Source organism: Burkholderia vietnamiensis LMG 10929, from assembly GCF_000959445.1.
Classification (GTDB): domain Bacteria; phylum Pseudomonadota; class Gammaproteobacteria; order Burkholderiales; family Burkholderiaceae; genus Burkholderia; species Burkholderia vietnamiensis.
On the sequence record NZ_CP009630.1, the window covers coordinates 2,083,802 to 2,105,023 of the forward strand.

Annotated in this window: 20 protein-coding genes; 7 read left to right on the forward strand and 13 right to left on the reverse strand. The window is 66.9% G+C overall.

Annotation, left to right across the window (positions count from 1 at the left end):
• Positions 1–5: 5 nt before the first annotated feature.
• The 5 genes from AK36_RS09175 to AK36_RS09195 all read right to left on the reverse strand — a co-directional run bounded on the left by AK36_RS09175 (position 6) and on the right by AK36_RS09195 (position 4,900).
• Positions 6–911, reverse strand: a complete 906-nt coding sequence (locus AK36_RS09175) for a LysR family transcriptional regulator (RefSeq protein ID WP_045578323.1) — start codon at positions 909–911, stop codon at positions 6–8.
• Positions 912–1,033: 122 nt separating this feature from the next.
• The gene (locus AK36_RS09180) at positions 1,034–2,278 is read right to left on the reverse strand and encodes an acyl-CoA dehydrogenase family protein (RefSeq protein WP_045578324.1); all 1,245 of its coding nucleotides are present in this window, start codon (positions 2,276–2,278) and stop codon (positions 1,034–1,036) included.
• Between the two features lie 72 nt (positions 2,279–2,350).
• Entirely contained in the window at positions 2,351–3,115 is a 765-nt protein-coding gene (locus AK36_RS09185; protein WP_011881219.1) for an SDR family oxidoreductase, read from the reverse strand.
• Between the two features lie 58 nt (positions 3,116–3,173).
• On the reverse strand, positions 3,174–4,205 hold the full coding sequence (locus tag AK36_RS09190; RefSeq protein ID WP_045578477.1) for a phosphotransferase: 1,032 nt from the start codon (positions 4,203–4,205) through the stop codon (positions 3,174–3,176).
• Between the two features lie 20 nt (positions 4,206–4,225).
• Positions 4,226–4,900, reverse strand: a complete 675-nt coding sequence (locus tag AK36_RS09195) for a histidine phosphatase family protein (protein WP_014724320.1) — start codon at positions 4,898–4,900, stop codon at positions 4,226–4,228.
• A 200-nt stretch (positions 4,901–5,100) separates the two neighbouring features.
• Between AK36_RS09195 and AK36_RS30865 the strand changes: the two genes are divergently transcribed.
• Positions 5,101–5,256: a DUF3309 family protein gene (locus AK36_RS30865; RefSeq protein ID WP_011881216.1), complete on the forward strand. Its 156-nt coding sequence runs from the start codon at positions 5,101–5,103 to the stop codon at positions 5,254–5,256.
• A gap of 128 nt (positions 5,257–5,384) precedes the next feature.
• Here AK36_RS30865 and AK36_RS09205 read toward each other — a convergent pair whose 3' ends face one another.
• From AK36_RS09205 to AK36_RS09225, 5 genes are all read right to left on the reverse strand, one after another.
• Positions 5,385–7,319 (reverse strand): SMP-30/gluconolactonase/LRE family protein, encoded by a 1,935-nt coding sequence (locus tag AK36_RS09205; RefSeq protein WP_045578325.1) that lies wholly within the window; start codon positions 7,317–7,319, stop codon positions 5,385–5,387.
• 331 nt (positions 7,320–7,650) lie between these two features.
• The gene (locus AK36_RS09210; protein ID WP_045578326.1) at positions 7,651–8,856 is read right to left on the reverse strand and encodes an MFS transporter; all 1,206 of its coding nucleotides are present in this window, start codon (positions 8,854–8,856) and stop codon (positions 7,651–7,653) included.
• A 7-nt stretch (positions 8,857–8,863) separates the two neighbouring features.
• The gene (locus AK36_RS09215; protein ID WP_034193724.1) at positions 8,864–9,055 is read right to left on the reverse strand and encodes a DUF1289 domain-containing protein; all 192 of its coding nucleotides are present in this window, start codon (positions 9,053–9,055) and stop codon (positions 8,864–8,866) included.
• Positions 9,052–10,350, reverse strand: a complete 1,299-nt coding sequence (gene dmeF, locus AK36_RS09220) for a CDF family Co(II)/Ni(II) efflux transporter DmeF (protein ID WP_011881212.1) — start codon at positions 10,348–10,350, stop codon at positions 9,052–9,054. The genes AK36_RS09215 and dmeF overlap by 4 nt, the downstream gene beginning before the upstream one ends.
• An 11-nt stretch (positions 10,351–10,361) precedes the next feature.
• A complete protein-coding gene (locus tag AK36_RS09225) occupies positions 10,362–10,634 on the reverse strand; it encodes a metal/formaldehyde-sensitive transcriptional repressor (RefSeq protein WP_011881211.1) in 273 nt (90 codons plus the stop codon).
• A 172-nt stretch (positions 10,635–10,806) separates the two neighbouring features.
• Here AK36_RS09225 and AK36_RS09230 point away from each other — a divergent pair, with 172 nt between their 5' ends.
• Positions 10,807–11,784 (forward strand): chromate resistance protein ChrB domain-containing protein, encoded by a 978-nt coding sequence (locus AK36_RS09230; RefSeq protein WP_045578327.1) that lies wholly within the window; start codon positions 10,807–10,809, stop codon positions 11,782–11,784.
• Positions 11,781–12,959, forward strand: coding sequence for a chromate transporter (locus AK36_RS09235; RefSeq protein ID WP_014724314.1), 1,179 nt, complete (start codon positions 11,781–11,783; stop codon positions 12,957–12,959). Before AK36_RS09230 ends, AK36_RS09235 begins: the two co-directional genes overlap by 4 nt.
• A 122-nt stretch (positions 12,960–13,081) precedes the next feature.
• Here the strand turns inward: AK36_RS09235 and AK36_RS09240 are convergent, their stop codons facing one another.
• The 3 genes from AK36_RS09240 to AK36_RS32790 form a co-directional block, all read right to left on the reverse strand.
• Positions 13,082–13,402 (reverse strand): DUF4148 domain-containing protein, encoded by a 321-nt coding sequence (locus AK36_RS09240; RefSeq protein WP_045578328.1) that lies wholly within the window; start codon positions 13,400–13,402, stop codon positions 13,082–13,084.
• 213 nt (positions 13,403–13,615) lie between these two features.
• Entirely contained in the window at positions 13,616–14,074 is a 459-nt protein-coding gene (locus AK36_RS09245; protein WP_014724313.1) for an MEKHLA domain-containing protein, read from the reverse strand.
• Positions 14,075–14,292: 218 nt separating this feature from the next.
• Positions 14,293–14,715, reverse strand: coding sequence for a hypothetical protein (locus AK36_RS32790; RefSeq protein ID WP_144410635.1), 423 nt, complete (start codon positions 14,713–14,715; stop codon positions 14,293–14,295).
• Positions 14,716–15,086: 371 nt separating this feature from the next.
• Between AK36_RS32790 and AK36_RS09255 the strand changes: the two genes are divergently transcribed.
• The 4 genes from AK36_RS09255 to AK36_RS09270 all read left to right on the forward strand — a co-directional run bounded on the left by AK36_RS09255 (position 15,087) and on the right by AK36_RS09270 (position 21,104).
• The gene (locus AK36_RS09255; protein WP_045578329.1) at positions 15,087–17,021 is read left to right on the forward strand and encodes a glycosyl transferase family protein; all 1,935 of its coding nucleotides are present in this window, start codon (positions 15,087–15,089) and stop codon (positions 17,019–17,021) included.
• A gap of 1 nt (position 17,022) precedes the next feature.
• Positions 17,023–19,008, forward strand: coding sequence for an NfrA family protein (locus AK36_RS09260; protein WP_045578330.1), 1,986 nt, complete (start codon positions 17,023–17,025; stop codon positions 19,006–19,008).
• Positions 19,009–19,058: 50 nt separating this feature from the next.
• Positions 19,059–20,279, forward strand: coding sequence for a non-hydrolyzing UDP-N-acetylglucosamine 2-epimerase (wecB, locus tag AK36_RS09265; RefSeq protein WP_045578331.1), 1,221 nt, complete (start codon positions 19,059–19,061; stop codon positions 20,277–20,279).
• Between the two features lie 207 nt (positions 20,280–20,486).
• On the forward strand, positions 20,487–21,104 hold the full coding sequence (locus tag AK36_RS09270; protein ID WP_011881202.1) for an outer membrane lipoprotein: 618 nt from the start codon (positions 20,487–20,489) through the stop codon (positions 21,102–21,104).
• Positions 21,105–21,222 lie beyond the last annotated feature (118 nt).

The window sequence follows — 21,222 nt, forward strand, 5'->3', positions numbered from 1 at the left end:
ATGCATCACTGCAGCTCGCCGATCCCGCCCATCAGCGTCATCAGCTGCTCGCGCAACCATCGGCTGCCCTGATCCTGGTCGGCGCTGCGGTGCCAGTAGCAGAAGTATTCGAGCGCCGGCATCTCGAACGGCAGTTCGAGGATGCGGGCCGGATAGCGCTGCAGCAGCCGGAGCGGCGCGGTCAGCGCGAGATCGCCGCGCATCGCGATCAACGGCGCGACCATGTAGTGCTGCACGCGCATCTGGATGGTGCGGCGCAGCCCGAGGCGCGTCAGCTCCGCGTCGACGTGCCCGCTGCCCTTGCGGCGGCTCGACACGTGGATGTGCCCCATCGACAGGTAGTCGTCCATGGTCAGCGCATCGCGCCGGAACGGATGATCTTCGCGGATCATGCACGCGTAGCGGTCGCGCACGAGCAGCGCCTGGCACAGGTGCGGATCGCCGATCAGCGGCGCGTCGATCGCGATGTCGACGGAGCCGTTCGCGAGCGCGGTCGCCACTTCGCGGCGGTCCAGCGTATAGCTGCGCACGTGCATGCCCGGCGCATGCGTCTGCAGCAGCTCGCCGAGCGCCGGCAGCAGCAACGCCTCGGTCAGGTCGCTCATGCTCAACCGGAACACCCGCTCCGACGACGCGGGCTCGAACACGTCGCCCTCGTGCGCGCTCGAGTCGAGCAACTGCAACGCCTCGCGCACGCGGCCGACGATGTTCTCGGCCATCGGCGTCGGCATCATCCCGGCCGGCGTGCTGACGAACAGCGGATCGTTCAGCGTCTTGCGCAGCCGCGCGAGCGCATTGCTGACGGCCGGCTGCGTGAGGTTCAGCACTTCGGCCGCGCGCGTCAGGTTGCGCTTGTTGTAGATCGCATCGAATACGACGAACAGGTTCAGGTCAATCTTCGAAAGGCGCATTGCCGGATCTCCTTGCCGGCATCTTAATACGGCGCGCGCGTCGGGTTCGGCCACCTCGCGTCCGCTCGCGCGCGCTCGCCGCGACATCGCAGCGACATCGCAGCGACATCGCAGCGACACGTTCAGTCGCGCGGCGGGCGCGTCAGATACGGCTCGGTCGCGCCGCGCACGGCGCCCTTGATCTCCATCCGCGCGATCGACTGCAGATGCACCTCGTCCGGGCCGTCTGCGAAGCGCAGCGCGCGCCCCCAGCTCCACAGATCGGCGAGCGGCGTGTCCGGGCTCAGGCCCATCGCGCCGAACACCTGCATCGCGCGGTCGCACACGTCGGTGTACATGGTCGGCACGAGCGCCTTGATCATCGAGATTTCCTTGCGCGCGGCCTTCGCGCCGACCTTGTCGATCATCCACGCGGCCTTCAGCACGAGCAGCCGCGCCTGGTCGATCTCGATGCGCGAGCGCGCGATCCATTCGCCGACCGTCCCGTGCCGGTTCAGCGGCTTGCCGAACGCCTCGCGCGACTGCGCGCGATCGATCATCAGCTCGAGCGCGAGCTCTGCCGCGCCGATCGAGCGCATGCAATGGTGGATGCGCCCCGGCCCGAGCCGCGCCTGCGCGAGCGCGAAGCCGCTGCCTTCGTCGCCGAGCAGGTTGCGCGCCGGCACGCGCACGTTGTCGAAGGTGATCTCGCAGTGCCCTTCCGGCGCGTAGTGATTGACCACGGTGATGTTGCGCACCACCGTCACGCCCGGCGTGTCGCGCGGCACCAGGATCATGCTCTGCTGCCGGTGCGCTTCCGCCGCCGGGTCGGTCTTGCCCATCACGATGAAGATCTTGCAGTTCGGATGCGCGGCATTCGTGATGAACCACTTGCGGCCGTTGATCACGTACTCGTCGCCGGCGCGCTCGATGCGCGTCGTGATGTTGGTCGCATCCGACGACGCGACGTCGGGCTCCGTCATCGCGAACGCCGAGCGGATCTCGCCGTGCAGCAGCGGCAGCAGCCACTCGTCGCGCTGCGCCGGCGTCGCGAACATGTGCAGCAACTCCATGTTGCCGGTGTCCGGCGCATTGCAGTTGAAAACCTCCGACGCCCACGCGACGCGCCCCATGATCTCCGCGAGCGGCGCGTATTCGAGGTTCGTCAGCGCCGTGCCCGGCTCGTCTTCCTTCAGATGCGGCAGGAACAGATTCCACAGCCCTTCGGCCTTCGCGCGCGCCTTCAATTCCTCCATGAACGACACCGGGTAGTGCCCCGCATGCACTTCGTCGTTCCACTGGCGGATGCGCGGCACGATGTGCGCATCCATGAACGCACGCACGCGCTCACGCAGTTCTTCCATCTTCGGGGTATAGCCAAAATCCATGATCGATTCCTCGCAATTGCGCGTGTTCGTTCGGTTCAAAAGGCCCGCAGGCCGTCGTAGGTCGTCGCGCGCTCAGAGCGTGAGGCCGCCGTCGACGACGATGCATTCGCCATTCGTATAGCTCGCCGCGTCCGACACGAGATACAGCACCGTGCCGGCCATCTCGGACGGCTGCGCGTGACGGCGCAGCGGAATCTTCTCCATCCATGCCTGATAGATCTGCTGGTCGGCGAACAGCGCGCCCGCGAACTTCGTCTTCGTGAGGCCCGGCAGCAGCGCGTTCACGCGGATGCCGAGCGGCCCGCATTCCTTCGCGAACGCCTTCGTCATGTTCACGACCGCGGCCTTCGTGATCGAATAGATGCCCTGCCGGTCGCCCGGCTGCAGCGCGTTCACGGACGCGGTGTTGACGATCGCGCCGCCGCCTTGCGCCTTCATCAGCTTGCCGGCCTCGACCGACATGAAGAAGTAGCCGCGGATGTTCACGTCGACGGTCTTCTCGTACGCGGCCAGATCGGTGTCGAGGATGTGTCCGAAATACGGATTCGCCGCCGCGTTGTTCACCAGGATGTCGAGCCGGCCGTGCCGGCCGCGGATCGTCTCGAACGTCGCGGCGATGTCCTCCATCCGTCCGACGTGGCAGGCCAGCGCTTCGGCGCGGCCGCCCGCCGCGACGATTGCGTCCGCAACGGCCCGGCAGTCGTCGAGCTTGCGGCTCGACACGATCACGTGCGCGCCCTGCTGCGCGAGCAGCTTCGCGATTTCCTCGCCGATGCCGCGGCTCGCGCCCGTCACCAGCGCGATCTTGCCCGTCAGGTCGAACAGGTTCGTTGCCATGTTGCTGTGCTCCTCCATCGATGTGTTGTCGTGCGGCCGCGCGGCCGTGTTTGCGGCGTCAGCGCTGCGCGCCGATCACGTCGACGGCCAGCTCGGCCAGCCGGCCGGCCATCGCGCCGACGCGCAGCGCCTGTTCGCTCGACGCGTTGCCTTGCAGCGCGCGCGCCTTCACGCCCTGCGCGATCGCGGCGAGCCGGAAGAAGCTGAACGCGAGATAGAAATGCCAGTCGCGGATCGGCTCGATCCCGCGCAGCTCGCAGTAGCGCGCGACGATCGCCGCTTCGTCCGGGATGCCGAGTTCGGCGCGATCCTGGCCCGCGAGCCCGCGCACCTGAGTGCCGGCCGGCAGCCGCAGACACATGCAGAAGTACGCGAGGTCGGCGAGCGGATTGCCGAGCGTCGACAGCTCCCAGTCAAGCACGGCCTGCACGCGGTAGTCGTCGCGCGCGAACATCACGTTGTCGATCCGGAAGTCGCCGTGCACGAGCGCCGGACGCCCCGCGTCGTCGGGGCACGCTTGCGGCAGCCAGTCGATCAGCGTTTCCATCGCGTCGAGGCGCTCCGTCTGCGCCGCACGATACTGCTTCGTCCACACGCCGATCTGGCGCTCGAAGTAGTTGCCGGGACGGCCGTAGTCGGCGAGGCCCACCGCGTCGACGTCGACGTCGTGCAGCGCGGCCATCGTGCGGAGCAGCGCGTCGTAGCAGGTCGCGCGGTCGGCCTTCGGCAGCTCCGGCAACGCCGGATCCCAGAAGATGCGGCCGTCCTCGAAGCTCATCACGTAAAACATGCTGCCGATCACGTCGCGGTCTTCGCACAGGTGATACGGACGCGCGACCGGCACCGCAGTGCCCGACAGCGCGCTCAGCACGCGGAATTCGCGGTCGACCGCATGCGCGGACTTCAGCAGTTCGCCGGGCGGCTGGCGGCGCAGCACGTAGCGGCCGCTTTTCGCGTGCAGCAGGTACGTCGGGTTCGACTGGCCGCCGGCAAACTTCTCCAGGTCGAGCGGGCCTTCGAAGCCCGGCACGTGCGCTTCCAGATAGCGCGTCAGGCGGGCTGCGTCGAGGGGCGGGGCAGGATGGGTCATCGTCGCGATCGTTCGTTGGGTCAGCCGTAGGTGCGCCATGCGTGTCGTTCGGGATCGTCGAGATGCGGGATGCCGTTGAACGACGCCAGATGGAACGCGTCGGCGTTGAAGAAAAACTGCGAAAGACTGCTGTTGCGGATCTGCAGGTTCAGCGCGATCGCGCTCGCGGGCGGCGCGGCGAGCACCTGCTGGACGGTCACCGCGATCGGGCCGCCCGAACTCACCGCGAGCACGCGCTGGCTGCCGCCGTCGCGAATCGCCGCGCGCGCGGCGGCGACGCGCTGCTGGAAATGCGCCCAGGTTTCGGGCGCCGTGTCGCCGAGCCGGTCGTCGGCCCACAGATGCAGCACCTGCCGCAGCGCGCGGAAGTGCTCCTTCATCGAGCCGGCCGCGAGCCGCGCGATCTCCGGATAGTCGTGCGCGGCGGCCGCGAACAGCCCGTGGAAGTCATATTCGTTCAGGCCCGGATGGCGGTCGACCGTCACGCGTTCGCCGCCGATCCCGCGCAGGATCGCGTCGACCGTCTGCGCATGCCGGTTCATCGTCCCGCAGATCACCCGGTCGAAGGTCAGGCCCTGGCGCGCGAAATACTCGCCGAGCCAGACGCCCTGCTGCTCGCCGCGCGCGGACAGCCGGTCGTAGTCGTTCGTCCCGAACGACGCCTGCCCGTGCCGTACCAGAAAGAGTTCAGCCATTGCGTATCCATCGAAGCGGTGCCGAAAGACCAGCATAGCGATCGCGTATGCATTTTTGAAATTTATTTTCTGAATCTATCGGCATTCATGACGTGAATTCCACGTGCACGCACACGCCCCGCGACCGTCACGCCGCTCGTCGCGGCACAGGAATTGCGACGCCAGACATCGTCTTTTCCAACAATCTCAGGAGGGATGCGATGCTCGGTACGATCCTTATCATCGTTCTGATTCTGTTGCTCATCGGCGCGTTTCCGGCATGGCCGCACAGTCGGAGCTGGGGTTACTGGCCGTCCGGTTCGGTTGGCCTGATCGTGGTCATCGTCGTGATACTGGTGCTGCTCGGTCGCATCTGAATGGGAAAGCGCGTGCCGGCCGACCGGCGCGCGCTTTCCCGTTTCCTCGTCATCGCTTCTTTACAAACGCAAGCCATCGACGGCAACGCCGCGGCGGCGAAGTGAACGCTCGCGGCCGTCGCGCCGCCTCAAGGCGTCCAGCGATAGACGGTGATGCTGTTGCCCTTCACGTTGTTCTTCGTCACCACGTATTCGCCGTTCGCGCGGCGGTACGCGCGGACGCTGTACATCGCGTCGATCGCGCTACTCGTATCGACGGTCGCCGGGCTCGCATTGACGAGCGTCGTGTCGAGCCGGCCAGTGTCGAGATTGAACGCGTCGATGTTCGGCCACAGCGGGCCGCTGCTGCTGAACCAGTAACCCACGAACAGATGATTGCCGGCAGCGTCGATCGACTTCGCGCCGCTGTGCGGCAGCGTGATCACCGGGTTCGGCCTCGTCGTGTTGCCCGCGAGCCAGCCGTGATAGACCTCGATGCGCGTGCCGATCGAGGTCCAGTCGGTGCTGCCCACCACGCCCTGGGCGAGCACCATCGTATCGCTGTCGGCGAGATAGACGATGCGCGTGAGCGGCTGGATGCTGGCGGGAATCGGCGTCGGCACGCCCGCGCCCCATGAGGGCTTGCCGCTCGCGTCGAAGCTCGCGAGCGGATAGTGATAGATCGCGCCGGTGTGGTCGAGGCCGGCCCATACGCCGCCCTTGCTGTCGATGCTGAAGCCGGCCGACACGCGCCGCGTCGTGTCGAATGCCGGGCCCGGGATCGCTCCGTCGGGAATCGCGACGTAGCCGTTGGCCGCATCGAAATGGAAGAAGTAATAGACCGGCGGATTCTGCCCGGCCACGACGAGAATCCGGTTCGCGCCGACCGCCGTGAGCAGCCCGAAGTGCTCGTCGCGCTGCGGGTCGTTCATGTTGATGCGCGGGTCGGCCGGATACGCGAACGGATCGACGGTGTTCGCGACGAACGTGCCGCCCGCGGTGCCGCGGTACACGTGCGTGCCGCTGTAGAACAGCGCGCCGTCGGTGACCGGGTCGGGCGCGGCGATGCCCTCGAAGTTCAGCGACTGCAGCGTCCAGCGCAGGCCGCCGGTGCTGCCGTATGCGTGAAGGTCGGTCGCGCCGTTGCGGCCGAGATCCCAGCTGCCGCCCCACGGGTTGTTCAGCACGTACAGGTTGCCGCCCGTATCCTTGCCGATGCCCGCGATGCGCGTGAAGCGCTGCGCGCCGACCTGCCCCTTGATGCCGGTGGTCGTGTCGAGATAGCCGCCGCGCACGCCGAACGTGCCGACCAGCGCCGGCCGGCCCGTCACCGCATAGCGCTTGATGTTCATGTCGGGGCCTTCGTCGCCGACCATCAGTTGCCCGGCCGCCGCATCGAAATAGAGCGCCGACGGCTGCGACCCGGCCGGCAGCCGGATCGTGTTCAGCAGCGCGCCGGCCGGACTGTATTCGACGATCGTTCCCGCGCGCTTCTGCGCGACCCATACGTTGCCCGCGCCGTCGAGCGCGAGCGCGCCCGGCGCCGCTACGCCGATGTCGCGCTGCCATACGCCGTCGGTCGTGAACACGCGCACGCGGTTGCCGTAGAAATCGCTCGCGTAGAGCAGCGTGCCGGCCGTCGCAAGCCCGGTGACGACGTCGATGCGCGGCTGGTTCGTCGCGGCGGTGACCAGGATCAGCCGGTCGCGGTAATGCGTCGCGCGGTTGTAGCGCCCGACCGCGCCGCTGCCGTATCCGCTGCCCGGCTGCAGCGCGACGAACAACGACGTCGCGTTGCCGGTGATCGCGCTGCCCTGGAATTCGGCATGCGTGCCGATCGAGCCGATGCTTTTGCCGTTCTGGTAGATCGCGACGCCGCCCTCATACTCGTCCCACATCGATGCGGTGTAGATCACGCCTTCGGGCGCGACCCACATCGCCCGTGCGACGTTGCCGACGTGCGCGGCGAGCGTGCCGTAGGTGTTCGCGAGCCAGTCGGTGGTATTGCCCGCGTGGCCGGGCGGCGCGACCGCGGCGATCGACACGGCAAGCAGCACGGCGCGAAGCGATTTTCCGGCAACCATGGCAGACGCTCTCCTGAACGATGGAATCACTCATGTGAAGGGCGCGCCGGACGGTGCGTACCTCGGCGTTGCGTAAATACTTCCGCGGAATCGTCCGGCGCGGTCGGTATTACATCGCGCGTACATCCGATCTTCGACAACGCCGAGAATAGCGGCAGATAAATCGAAAAAAATTGCGGAGGGAGAGTTGCGGGTGGAGCGTGGCTCGACAGGGAGAGCACGGCTCAATGGCTGGGGATCGATTCGGCAACTGGGGGAAAGTCGCCGGTCGCGGATGCAGTCGCGGCTGTTTCAGCGCGAGCGCCGCCCGGCGCACGCGCAGTGCATCGCCTCACGCCGCCGGCGGCGCGACGCGCGGCATGAACCGGCACAGCGCGAGCGGCACCACGACCAGCGCCGCGCCGGCGACGAACGTGGTCGATGCGCCGAAGTGCGTCCACAGCGCGCCGGCGATGCTGCTGGCGAGCAGCATGCAGATCCCGCTGACCAGATTGAATACGCCGAACGCGGTGCCGCGCAGCGCGGCCGGCGCTGTTTCCGACACCATCGCGGCGAGGATGCCCTGCGTGAAGCCCATGTGCAGGCCCCACACGGCCACGCCGGCGAACATCGTCGGCATCGACCCGCCGAGGCCGAGCAGCAGGTCGGCCGCGATCAGCAGCACCATGCCCGCCGCCAGCAGCATGCGTCGGTCCATCCGGTCCGACAGGACGCCGACCGGCCACGCGGACAGCGCATACGCGATGCTCATCACGACCATCACGCCCGGAATCCACGCGACGTCGAGGCCCGTCTGCTGCGCGCGCAGCACGAGGAACGCCTCGCTGAAACGCGCGAGCGTGAACGCCGCGCCGCCCGCGACGACGAACCAGTACGCGCGCGGAAACTCGCGCAACGCGCGCCAGTGCAGCGGCGAACGGAAGCCGCGCTGCGGCGCCGCATGCTCGGGCTCGCGCACGCCGAACACGATCAGCGCGATCGCGACGAACGCGGGCACGACGGCGAACCACATCACGATCCGGATGTGGTCGGCGAACCCCAGCATCAGCACGATCGCGCCCATCGGGCCGAGAAACGCGCCGACGGTGTCCATCGACTGACGCAGGCCGAAACATGCGCCGCGGATCTCGGGCGGCGCGACGTCGGCCACCAGCGCATCGCGCGGCGCGCCACGAATTCCCTTGCCGACGCGATCGAGCAGGCGCGCGACGACGACCACGGCCGGCGTGGACGCCAGCGGAAACAGCGGCTTGGTCAGCGCCGCGAGGCCGTAGCCGACGAGCAGCAGCCCCTTGCGGCGCCCGAGCCAATCGCTGATCGCGCCGGAGAACACCTTGACGATCATCGCCGTCGCTTCGGCGGCGCCTTCGAGCACGCCGAGCGCGACGACGCTCATGCCCATCGTCGTCACCAGATAGATCGGCAACAGCGCATGGATCAGTTCGGACGACAGGTCCATGAACAGGCTCACGAGGCCCAGTGCCCACACGGTGCGCGGGATCGGCTGCTTGCGTCGAATCGGTGCGGGCGTGTTCATCGTGCGATCAATCGGGTGTGGCGCGCGCGAGCCTGGCATGCCGCCGCGCGCGGTCGTTGACGATCTGATGACGCCGGTGATCCGTCATCTTCTTCCAGCCGCGCGCTTCGTCGCGGGTGCGCAGGCACGCGACGCAGTAGCCGGTGCGGCCGTCGAACGAGCATACCTCGACGCACGGCGACTTGACTGCCATCGTCATTGCCCTCGCGGCACGGGCACGACTTCGACCGTCACGTGCGACAGGCTGCCGAAGCGTTGCAGCACGCGGTGGTAGTAGCGCGCATCGCGCTGCGGGTCGTCGGTCAGCACCGAGACGACCGCGCTCATGTGCCCCGGCCCGAGCCGCCACACGTGCAGATCGCGGATCCGGTCGCCGGTGCTTTCGAGCGCGGCGCGCACGCTGTCCGCCAGGCGGCGATCCGGATTCATGTCGAGCAGGATGCTGCCCGTGTCGCGCATCAGCCCGTACGACCAGTTCGCGATCACCAGCGCGCCGACGATGCCGGCGAGCGGATCCATCCACAGCCAGCCGAACGCACGCGCGAGCAGCAAGCCGGCGATCGTCAGCACGGACACCGCCGCGTCGGCGAGCACGTGGATGTAGGCCGAGCGGATGTTGTGATCGCGGGCCGCCGCCGAGGCGCCGTGCTCGTGCTCGCTCTCGGCGAACGTCAGCGCGTGCTCGCGGCCGTTCAGCCGGACGATCGCCGTGAACGCATGCGGCTCGGGGATCGTCTCGATGGACTCCAGATAGCCGTCGCGGCTTTGCATCGCGAACGTATGGCGGCTGCCGTCCGGACGCAGCGTCGTGATCGATACGGCGGCCGCGTCGACGAGCGCCGCGTCGTGCGTCGCCGGCGCGATCCGGAACACGGGCGGCACGCCGTCCTCGAACACCGATACGGCGAATGCGTGCTGCCCGTCGACGATCCGGTGCGCTTCCGCGTCGTGATGGTGGGCGTGCTCATGTTCGTGGCCGTGGTCGTGATGATGTCCGTGCGCATGCCCGTGATGATGGCCATGACCGTGATGATCGCCGCTCAGCAGCCACGCGCTCGCGATGTTCACCACCAGCCCGAGCACGGCGATCGGAATCGCTTCGCCGAAGTGAATCGGCACGGGCGCCAGCATCCGGCTGACCGCCTCGTACGCGATCAGCAGCGCGATCATCGCGAGCACGATCGCGCTCGTGAAGCCGGCGAGATCGCCGAGCTTGCCGGTGCCGAACACGAATCGCGGGTCGCTCGCATGCTTGCGCGCATAGGTATACGCAAAGGCGGCGATCAGCATCGCGCCGGCGTGCGTCGACATGTGCAGCCCGTCCGCGACCAGCGCCAGCGAGCCGAAGATCGACCCGCCGACGATCTCGGCCACCATCATCGCCGCGCACAGCACGATGACGGTCCAGGTCCTGCGCTCGTTCTGCTCGTGCGCGGCGCCGAGAAAAATGTGATCGTGCCCTGCCCCGAAGGCCTCATCGCTGAAACGGCTCATTGCGCCTCCGGTCATTTGAAGTAGCTGTGAACGACTTCGATCAGCTGCTCGCTCGCGCTGCCTTCGTCGTCATGACCTTCCGCGTCGACCAGATGGCTGCGGATGTGATCTTCCAGCACGACCGCGAGCAGGCCGTTCATCGCGCCGCGTCCGCTCGTGATCAGACGCAGGATCTCGTTGCAGCCGCGCTCGTCTTCCAGCGCGCGTTCGATCGCCTCGACCTGCCCCTTGATCCTGCGGACGCGGTTCAGCAGCTTCTGTTTTTCCTGGATGGTGTGGCTCATGGTGGTCCCTTCATATACCGGGGGGGACTATATATCAAATCGCGGGTTCGGATAGTGGGGAGGGGTATCTTGGCCATTGGTCCGACCAAACGATGCGCGCGCCCCGGAGCGTCAGGACGACATCGCAGCGAGAAACTTGTAGAGCTTGCGACACAGAAGTAGCATCCGCTACATGAACTCATTCACCACTTGGTCGCTGCTCGTGCTGACGCTTCCGACCCAGAACGCGACGGCCCGCATGCGGTTCTGGCGCGCCCTGAAGGCGAAGGGCTGCGCGGTGCTGCGCGACGGCGTCTACCTGCTGCCGCACTCGGACGAGCAGCACCGAACGCTGGACGAACTGGCGGACGCGATCGCCGACAGCGGCGGCAGCGCGCATCTGCTGCGCGCGCCGAGCGCCGATGCGGCGCAGGAGCAGGCATTTCGCGCGCTGTTCGACCGCAGCGACGACTACACGGCGTTCATGCGGACGCTCGCGGACGCCCGCAAGGCGCTCGCCGGCCAGCCGGCTTCGGAACTCGCGCGCCTGCTGCGGCGCGTGCGCAAGGATTTCGACGCGCTGCGGGCGAGCGACTACTTCCCGGGCGACGCGTCGACGCGCGCCGAAGCCGCGCTGCAGGACTTCGTCGCGCTGGTCGACACCGTGCTGTCGCCCGGCGAGCCGCAAGCGGCCGAGCGCCCGATCCGCGTGCTTGCGCTCGGCGAATATCAAGGGCGCACGTGGGCCACGCGGCGGCGCATGTGGGTCGATCGCGTCGCGAGCGCGTGGCTGATCCGCCGCTTCATCGACGCCCGCCCGCGCTTCGTGTGGCTCGCCTCGCCGACGGATTGTCCGGCCGACGCACTGGGCTTCGACTTCGACGGCGCGGCGTTCACGCACGTCGGCGAGCGCGTGACGTTCGAGGTGCTGCTGGCCAGCTTCGGCCTCGACGGCGACCGCGCGCTGGCGCGGCTCGGCGCGATCGTGCATGCGCTCGACGTGGGCGGCCCCGCGGCGCCCGAAGCCGCCGGCCTCGAAGCCGTGATGGCCGGCGCCCGCGAGCGCGCGCAGGACGACGAGCAGTTGCTCGACCAGATGGCCGTCGTGCTCGACGCCTTTTATGCGCATTTCACGTCGACCGGGACGACCGGGACCGGAGCCGGATCATGACCACCGCCACCGCCGCAACCGAACCGGCCTACTCGCTCGGCGAGCTGGTCGCCTACATGCTTCGACTCGGCACGTTCGGTTTCGGCGGCCCGGTCGCGCTCGCGGGCTACATGCGGCGCGATCTGGTCGAGCGGCGCGGCTGGATCACCGAAGCCGATTACAAGGAAGGACTCACGCTGGCGCAGCTCGCGCCGGGGCCGATGGCGGCCCAGCTCGCGATCTATCTCGGCTTCGTGCACTACCGCGTCGCCGGTGCGACGCTGGTCGGCTGCGCGTTCGTCTTGCCGTCGTTCCTGATGGTGGTCGCGCTCGGCTTCGCGTATGCGCATTTCGGCGGGCTGCCGTGGATGCACGCCGTGTTCTACGGCGTCGGCGCGGCGGTGGTCGGCATCATCGCGATGAGCGCGTACAAGCTCACGACCAAAACCGTCGGCCGCGACAAGCTGCTGTGGGCGATCTTCGCGACGCTTGCCGTCGTGACCTTCGTCACCGAGTCGGAGATCGCGTGGCTGTTCGTCGTCGCGGGCGTGATCGGCTGGCTGTGGCGCGCGCCGCCCCGCTGGTTGCGCGGCGGCGGGCTCGGCGCGGCGGCCGCGGCGAACCTGCCGGCGGCGAGCGGCGCGCTGAGCGGCATCGATCTGCCGCAGCTGCTGCAGCTCGGCGCGTTCTTCATGAAGGCCGGCGCGTTCGTGTTCGGGTCAGGGCTGGCGATCGTGCCGTTCCTGTATGGCGGCGTCGTCACCGAACATCACTGGCTCAACGACAAGCAGTTCGTCGATGCCGTCGCGGTCGCGATGATCACGCCGGGGCCGGTCGTCATCACGGTCGGCTTCATCGGCTATCTGGTCGCCGGCCTGCCCGGTGCGATCGTCGCGGCGCTCGGCACGTTCCTGCCGTGCTATCTGTTCACGGTCGTGCCCGCGCCGTACGTGAAGAAGTACGGCCACCTGCCGGGCGTCAAGGCGTTCGTGGACGGCATCACGGCCGCGGCCGTCGGCGCAATCACCGGCTCGGTGCTGGTGATCGCGAAGCGTTCGATCGTCGACGTGCCGACGGCCGCGCTGGCCGTTGCGACCGTCCTGCTGCTATGGCGCTTCAAGAAGCTGCAGGAGCCGGTGGTCGTCGCGGCGGCCGCGTTGATCGGGCTCGTCGCTTACCCGCTGCTCCATCGTTGAGCGCGCGCCGCTACGGCGCGCATCGCGGCCCGCGGCCCATCGGCATGCGGCCGGCCGCGCGGCGTCGAATCGTGCGTTCGCCCGCCGTGCAGCGCATGCCGGCCAAGTCTCGCGAGGTGCGCTCAGTGATGTTCGTACAGCCCCGACGTATCGTTCGACGCGTACGACACCGCCGCGCGTTGCGCGTCGGATTGCGACGCAACGGCGTGCGACTGCGCAGGCGATGCGTCCGGTCGTTGGGCGGCGACCTTCGCTTCGGCCTCCTGGATGTCGCTGGGGTAGAACGGGTCGTTGCCGATCGGACGGTACCCTGCCCGTTCGACGCGTGCGAGGTCGGCGCGCACTTCGGCACGCGTGACGGGACCGTTCGTGTTTTGCGCAAAGGCGACGACGGGCGCGCTCAATGCGCATGAGATCAGGACGGCGCGGATCAGATTCTTCATGAGGTTCACCTATTGGAGTGGTATGACCGTATCCGGGAGCGGTTTCGGTTCTTCGCTCTCCACCCAGTGCGATGAAGAGTGAGACTCCATTCTCGGTAACGGGCACTTTCGGCAAGGTGAGCCGTCGATTACGAATTCGTTATCTCGCCGGCCGGCGCAGGTTTCGGCATCCGGCCCGACCCGCGTCGCGCACGCGCGACGCACGCAACGGCATCAGCCGATCGGATGGATCTCAGGGATCATCGCCGCTTGACCGCAATGATTGCCGTCCGGGTCCGTGAGTTGCCACACGGTCGCATGCTCGATCCAGAAGCGCGTGCCGGACTTCGTGATGCGGATGCCGCGGTAGCCCGACACGAAGCCGTCCCGCGCCACCTGCTCGAGAAACCGCTGGCGCTCGCTGCGCTCCATCGGCTCCGCCGAGAACCGCGACGGCAACGCCGTCAGTTCGTCCCAGTCGTATCCGAAGATCGCCTGCGCGCGCGCGTTGCCGTAGACGAACACCGGATCCGCCGCGACCCCGTGCGCGAGAATCCCGAACGGCGCGGCTTCGTACAGCCATCGCGCGCCTTCGGCGGCGCTCATCCCCGCGGGCACCAGCGGCTTGCCGAGCAGCCGGCCGTAGCTGTCCGACAGGATGCGGAAGAAGGGAACGTCGATGTTCGGCGACATTGCGGGAAGCTCCATGGAAGGCTTGCGAATCGGAACGGGGCGGCGATTTTGCCGTGCGGGATTATAGGGCTGACAGTGGCCGGGCCGCAGCGTAGCGCAGTGCGTCAGTCGTCGAGGCCGTCGTCGTCCGGCACGCAAGGCCGCCTGCCGACAGGTTCATCTCCTCAGACGAATCAATGGTCTGAGGAGAATCCCCGCCGACTGCATTGCCTTTCGTATCAGCACGCCCGCGTCGCGGATGGAACGCGCGCATGCTGCTTGAGAAACGCCAGCGCAGCGTCGATCGTCATCACGTGCTGCTCGCCGCCCGTCATTCGCAGCGACACTTCGCGGGCCAGTACATGCGATTTCCATTTCGCTAACGGCACGATTTCGATAGCGCCACGAGTTGCCTTCCGATGGCAATCGTCACCCCGCTCGCGCGGCACTCGAACACGCAGAATTACACCTTTCCCGAATGCGGCGCGACGCAACGATTCATCACGTCGCGGCATCCGTGCACGTCGAAGTCCGGCGTGCGCGAGCGGGTCGTCTGCCGGGCCGCAACTCATGTTGTTGCAACGGCCCACAACGTCCGAGATCACGCCATCAGCGCGCCGTATCTCGGCTAACGCGGCGTAACCGCGGCGTCGATCACGCATCGAATTTCTCAGAGGAATTCGTCTGCTCCTCATCCTGCGATTTTCCCACTTCCGGTTGCAAACAAAAACCACATGTGGCGTGGAACACAAAGCGAAGAGAGGTGCGGATACACGGCAAACGATTGCCACGAGCGCCGTTGATCGACATCAATTGCGCAACGAAGCGCGCCCATAGATTCGAATCATTAAAGGAGCGACACGGTCTCGCGAAACCTTGCGGTGACGGCGCGATCGCTTCGAACGGGGAAGGCTATGAACACAAAAAATAACGACGGTGCGACCGAAATCGCACGGGGTGGAAATTTGCGGGCAGCGCGCTGCATGCGTGCGATTCGCCAACCGTCTCGCTTCGGCGGCGGGGGAACCGCACGATGACGTTGGCTCCCGCGCTTCATCCGCTGCAGGCGGCGTACTTCGATGCATTCAATGCGGTGGTCGTGGTCGTATGCACGGTCATCCTCGTGTCGTCGCTCGACGACCTGTACATCGACGCTTTCTATTGGATCCGCGCCGCGTACCGGCGCTTCGTCATCCACCGCCGCTATCCGCGGCTCACCGCTCAGGAATTGCGCGGCGAGGACGAGCGCTGGTTTGCGATCATGGTGCCCGCGTGGAAGGAGTACGCGGTGCTCGCGCAGATGATCGAGCACACCATCGCGACGCTCGAATATCGCAAGTTCGTCATCTTCGTCGGCACCTATCAGAACGATCCCGATACGACGATCGAAGCCGATCGCATGGCGCGCTGCTATCCGAACGTCGTGCGTCGGGCGATCGTCCGCAACGACGGCCCGACGTGCAAGGCCGATTGCCTGAACTGGATCGTCCAGTCGATTCTCGCCTACGAGCAAGAGAACGGCATGCGCTTTGCCGGCGTCGCGATGCACGATTGCGAGGACATCATTCATCCGCTCGAACTGAAACTCTTCAATCACCTGATCGAACGGAAGGAGTTTCTGCAACTGCCGGTGCTGTCGCTCGAACGCGACTGGAAGGACTGGGTGGGCTGCACCTATCTCGACGACTTCAGCGAGTGGCATTCCAAGGATCTGGTCGTGCGCGAAAGCCTGACGGGTTGCATACCGGGCGCGGGCGTCGCGTCGTGCTACAGCCGCCGCATCCTCGATCGCCTGCTCGAAGGCGCGAACAACCAGCCGTTCTGCACCGACAGCCTGACCGAAGACTACGACACGAGCTTCCAGATGAAGCGCATCGGCGCGCGTATGGCCTTCGTCTGGTTGCCGCTCGAATACAAGACGACACGTCGTCACATGTTCGGCGGCCAGCGTCGGCAAATCGACGCGCGCAGCATCATTGCGACCCGCGAACTGTTTCCCGGCACGTTCCGCACCGCGTACCGGCAGCGCGCACGCTGGATCATCGGCATCGCGTTCCAGGGCGCGCAGCGCCTCGGCTGGCACGGCTCGATCGCGACGAAGTACATGTATCTGCGCGACCGGAAGGGCACCGTCACGTCGCTCGTCACCATTCTGGCTTACCTGCTGCTGGTCAATCACCTGCTGCTGCGGTTCGCGATCGCGCGCGGTTGGCTGCCGGCCGGACAGACCTTGCTCGAGGCCTCGCCGAAATGGCTCGAGTACATGATGGCCGCGAATGCGGCGCTGCTCGTGAATCGCGTGCTCCAGCGCGTGTACTTCGTCACGAGGCTGAACGGATTTCATCAGGGGCTGCTGTCGATCCCGCGGCTGGTGGTCAACAACTTCATCAACTTCTTCGCGGTGTGTCGTGCGTGGCGATTGTTCATCGTGTCGACCGTGACCGGAAAACCGATCGGCTGGGACAAGACCAGGCATTCGTATCCGTCGCGCGAGGATCTTCGACTGGTGCACCGCCGTCTGGGAGAGCTGCTGCTCTCGTGGCATGCGATCAGCCAGGAGCAGCTCGACGATGCGCTCGAAATGCAGCGCGCCGACGCCGGCACGCGGCTGGGCGAACTGCTGGTCAACGAAGCCGGGCTCGATCCCGAAACGCTCGCCGACGCCGTTGCATGGCAGGCGGGATTGCCGCGTGTCGAGTTGGCGCGTCGCGACTGGCGGCCGTTCGCCACCCGGTTGCCGGACTTCATCGAAGTGCGGCATCGTGCGATTCCGTTCGGTATCGGCGAAGGATCGGCGCTCAACGTCGCCGTGGCGGCGCCGCTTTCCGATACGGCGCTCGCGCAGTTGCGGGCGGCCGCCGGTGTGGACGTGCAGTGCTTCATTGCCGCCGAGCACGAGATCGTCGCGGCGTTGGACGAGCTGCGCGCGTCGGCCGAATCGCACGGCACGCTGTCGGGGGTGGCCTGACATGAAAGTCCATGCACGACCGACCTGCATCGCGATCGCACTCGGTATCGCGGCCGGCAGCGCATGCGCGCAAGGCCAGCCCGACCGGCTGCTCGAGAGCTGCTATGCGCACATTCGCGCCGGGGACGACAAGGGCGCGCTGCAATTGTTCGAGACGAGCTTCGCTCGCCGTCGGGCGACCCCGCGTCAGTATGTCGATGCCGCCTATACGGCGCACCGTCTCGGGCAGAACGACCCGGCCTACGACAAGCAGGCGCTTCGGCTGTTCGAATCGAGCTTCGCGCAGCAGCCGGGTACCGCGCGGCAATATGTCGATGCCGCGTACACGGCGTGCCGTCTCGGCAAGAACGATCCGGCCTACGACCGGCAGGCACTCCAGCTGTTCGAGGCGAGCTTCGCCAGGCACGCAGGCACGGCGCTCGAATACATCGATGCCGCCTATATCGCGCGCCGCCTGGGCGACAGCGATCCCGCTTACGACCGGCAAGCGATGCGGTTCTTCGAAGCGAGCTTCGCGCTGCAGCCCGGCACCGCGTTGCAGTACGTCGACGCCGCGTACACGGCGCGCCGGCTCGGCAAGAACGACCCGGCCTACGACAAACTCGCGCTCCGCTACTTCGACGCCAGCTTCGCGCTGCAGCCGGGCACGGCGCTGCAATACGTCGATGCGGCGTACACCGCACGTCGTCTTGGCGAGAACGATCCGGCCTACGACAAACTCGCGCTCCGCTACTTCGACGCCAGCTTCGCGCTGCAGCCGGGCACGGCGCTGCAATACGTCGATGCGGCGTACACGGCACGCCGTCTCGGCCAGAACGACCCGGCCTACGACGAGCTGGCGGTCCGGTACTTCGAGGCGAGCTTCGCGCTGCAACCCGGCACCGCGCAGCAGTACCTCGACGCCGCCTATACGGCGCGCCGTCTCGGCGAGCGCGACCCGGCCTACGACAAGCTGTCGCTTCGATTCTTCGATGCGAGCTTCGCCGTGCAACCCGGCGCCGCGCATCAATACCTCGATGCGGCCTACACGGCCCGGCGCGTGGGCCGCGACTACCCGGCGTACGAGAAGGACGCGCTCCGCTATTTTGCGGCGGGCTTCACCCGACAGCACGAGTCCGCGCTCGAATATGCGGACGCCGCGTACACGGCGCGCGGCCTGGGCGAGAACGAACTTGCCGATCGGTTCTTTCACGACAGCATCGACGCGAACGCGCAGGCGCCGCAATACGACGCCGAACAGGCTTACGCATACCGACGCGCGGTCGACGACGCGGAGCGGCGCGTCGGCGCGATCGTCAACGTCGCGTATCAATCCGGCGGGTTCAGGCCTCAGGAAACCATCGGGATTCTGCAGGGCGGCACCGAGGTCTACTGGCAGCCGCCGAAGATCGGCTACGACAACGGGCGCATTTTCCAGGTGTTCGCGCGCCAGTACTCGACGCTGTACGACCGCAGCGGCGGCATCACCGGGTTGCCGACCTTGCAGTGGTCGGTCGGCGCCCGCTACAAGCCGCTTTCGTCGCAAAACCTGGTGTTCACCGCCGAGAAACTGATGACGGGCGGACGTTACGCGTATGACGACTGGCTGTTCCGCGTCGGTTACTCGATCGACGACGGCATCGATCTGCATCCCGTCAAACCCGACTGGACGACATGGCAGTTCTACACGGAGAGCGCGTACTTCGTGAGACAGCAACGGCTCGTTCAACCGGTCGAGCTGCGCTACGGCCATTCATGGCGGATCGATTCGATCAGCAGCCATCTGGTGATGTTCCCGCATGCGGCGATCGCCGGCGACTACGACACCCGCGCCTTGCACAAGCTCGCACTCGGCATCGGCCCCGGCATCGGCATGCGCTACTGGTTCCGCGAAAGCGCGTATCGGGCGCCGGCGAGCTGGATCGACCTCGACGTCCAGTATCGCGTGCGGTTGACCGACGCGGACCGCGCCAAAGGGTTGGTCGTTCGCGCAACGTTGTGGTTCTAGGCGTGTCGCGGACCGACGAGAAGACCGGAAATCAAATAGAGAAAATCGATATGCAACGAGTTTTGACCGTGTTCGGCACACGTCCCGAAGCGATCAAGATGGCGCCGCTCGTGCGCGCGCTGAAGCGGCACCCTGAATTCGACGTCACCGTATGTGTCACCGCCCAGCATCGGCAGATGCTCGACCAGGTGCTGTCGCTGTTCGACATCGTTCCCGACTTCGATCTGGATCTGATGCGTCAAAACCAGTCGCTGTCCGAGCTGACCGCGAACATCCTGAACGGCATCGGCCCGGTGTTCGATGCGGCCCGGCCCGACATCGTGCTGGTTCACGGCGATACGACCACCACCTTGGCGGCGAGCCTGGCCGCCTTCTATCGGCACATCCCGATCGGACACGTCGAGGCCGGGCTTCGTACCGGCAATATCTGGTCGCCGTGGCCGGAGGAACTGAACCGGCGTGTGACGGACGCCGTGTCTTCGTGGCACTTCGCGCCTTCGAAGCGCGCGGCGCAGAACCTGTACAGCGAAGGCATGACGCCGGAACAGGTGGTTCTGACGGGTAACACCGTGATCGACGCGCTGCTGCAGACGCGCGAGAAGCTGGCCGCTGACCCGTGGCTCTCGGAGCGCATCGCCGCAGGATTTCCGTTTCTGGATCCGGCACGGCGGCTGATCCTCGTCACCGGTCATCGCCGCGAAAGTTTCGGCGAGCCGCTCGAACATGTGTGCCATGCGCTCCGTGAGCTCGCGACCCGCCACGACGACATCGAGCTGGTCTATCCGATGCATCTGAATCCGAACGTGACGGGACCGGTGAAAGCAATTCTTGGCGACCTCCGCAACGTCACGCTCACCGGTCCGCAAGAGTATTTGCCGTTCGTGTATCTGATGTCGAAGGCACATCTGATCATTACCGATTCGGGCGGAATTCAGGAGGAGGCGCCGGCGCTCGGCGTGCCGGTGCTGGTCACGCGCGATACGACCGAGCGGCCCGAGGCATTGGAAGCCGGTACCGCACGTCTGGTCGGCACCGACCGCGGCCGGATCGTCGCGCAGGTCGAAGCGCTGCTCAACGATCGCCACGAGTACGAGCAGATGGCACACGCGGTGAACCCGTACGGCGACGGGCATGCAAGCGAGCGCATCGTCGCCGCGCTCGAAAAGCCGGGTCACTCGCCGTGCGAGCCGCACATGGGTCACGGCGATTCGTACCCGACGTCGACACGGGACGCATTGGCCACCGCGCCGGCTGCGATACGCGCTACGTGAGTATGGCGGGGCAGATCGGGGGATTGCGAAGCGGTGAGCGATGGAAGGGGCGGAGCGGCCGCGCGCCGCCGATTTCCGCCGCAACAGACTTTACACGTTGTTACCCGGCCGCACCGGACGCGCATCGGCCCTTTCCTTATACTCACGCCGAGTTCGCCACCCGTTCCGGCATTCGTCGGCGAACACGTAGCCGATGCAGGAAACATCATGATGCGCATGCCTTCCACGAAGACCGTTCTGTTCGCCTCGCTCGTCGCCGTGGCGGCGCTCCCGCTGACCGCGTGCGTCGCACCGGGCTACGGCCCCTACGGCGCCCAACCCTATCAACAGCAGCCGTACGCGACGCCGGGCTACGCGCAGCCCGCCTATGCGCAACCGGGCTACGTGCAGCCGCAGCAGCCGGCTTATCCGGCTCAGGCGCCGCAGTACGATCAATACGGCAATCAGCAGCCGTACGGCGGCCAGTACGGCAACGGCTACGGCACGCAATACGGCACCGTCTCGAACATCCAGCCGGTCAACGGATCGGTCGGCACGTCGGGTGTGGCCGGCACCGTCGTCGGCGCGCTGGTCGGCGGCGTGCTCGGCAACCAGTTCGGCCGCGGCCACGGCCGCGAGGCGGCCACCGTGATCGGCGCGCTCGGCGGCGCCGTCGCCGGCAACCAGATCGGCCAGCAGATGGGCGCCGCGCAGCCGCCGAGCAGCTACCGGATCGACGTGCAGGTCAGCGACGGCTCGATGCGCTCGTTCGACGTGCAGTCGCCCGGCGATCTGCGTCCGGGCGATCGCGTGCAGATCAACGGCAATCAGTTGTCGCGCTATTGAGCGGGCGGCGCGCGCCCGAACGGCTCGGGCGCACTGTCTGGTTGCGTTTACGGCTCCAGGCGTCGCCGGCATGGCTCGTCAGACGGATGGGATGCCCTATCCAGCCAGCACGGCAAAA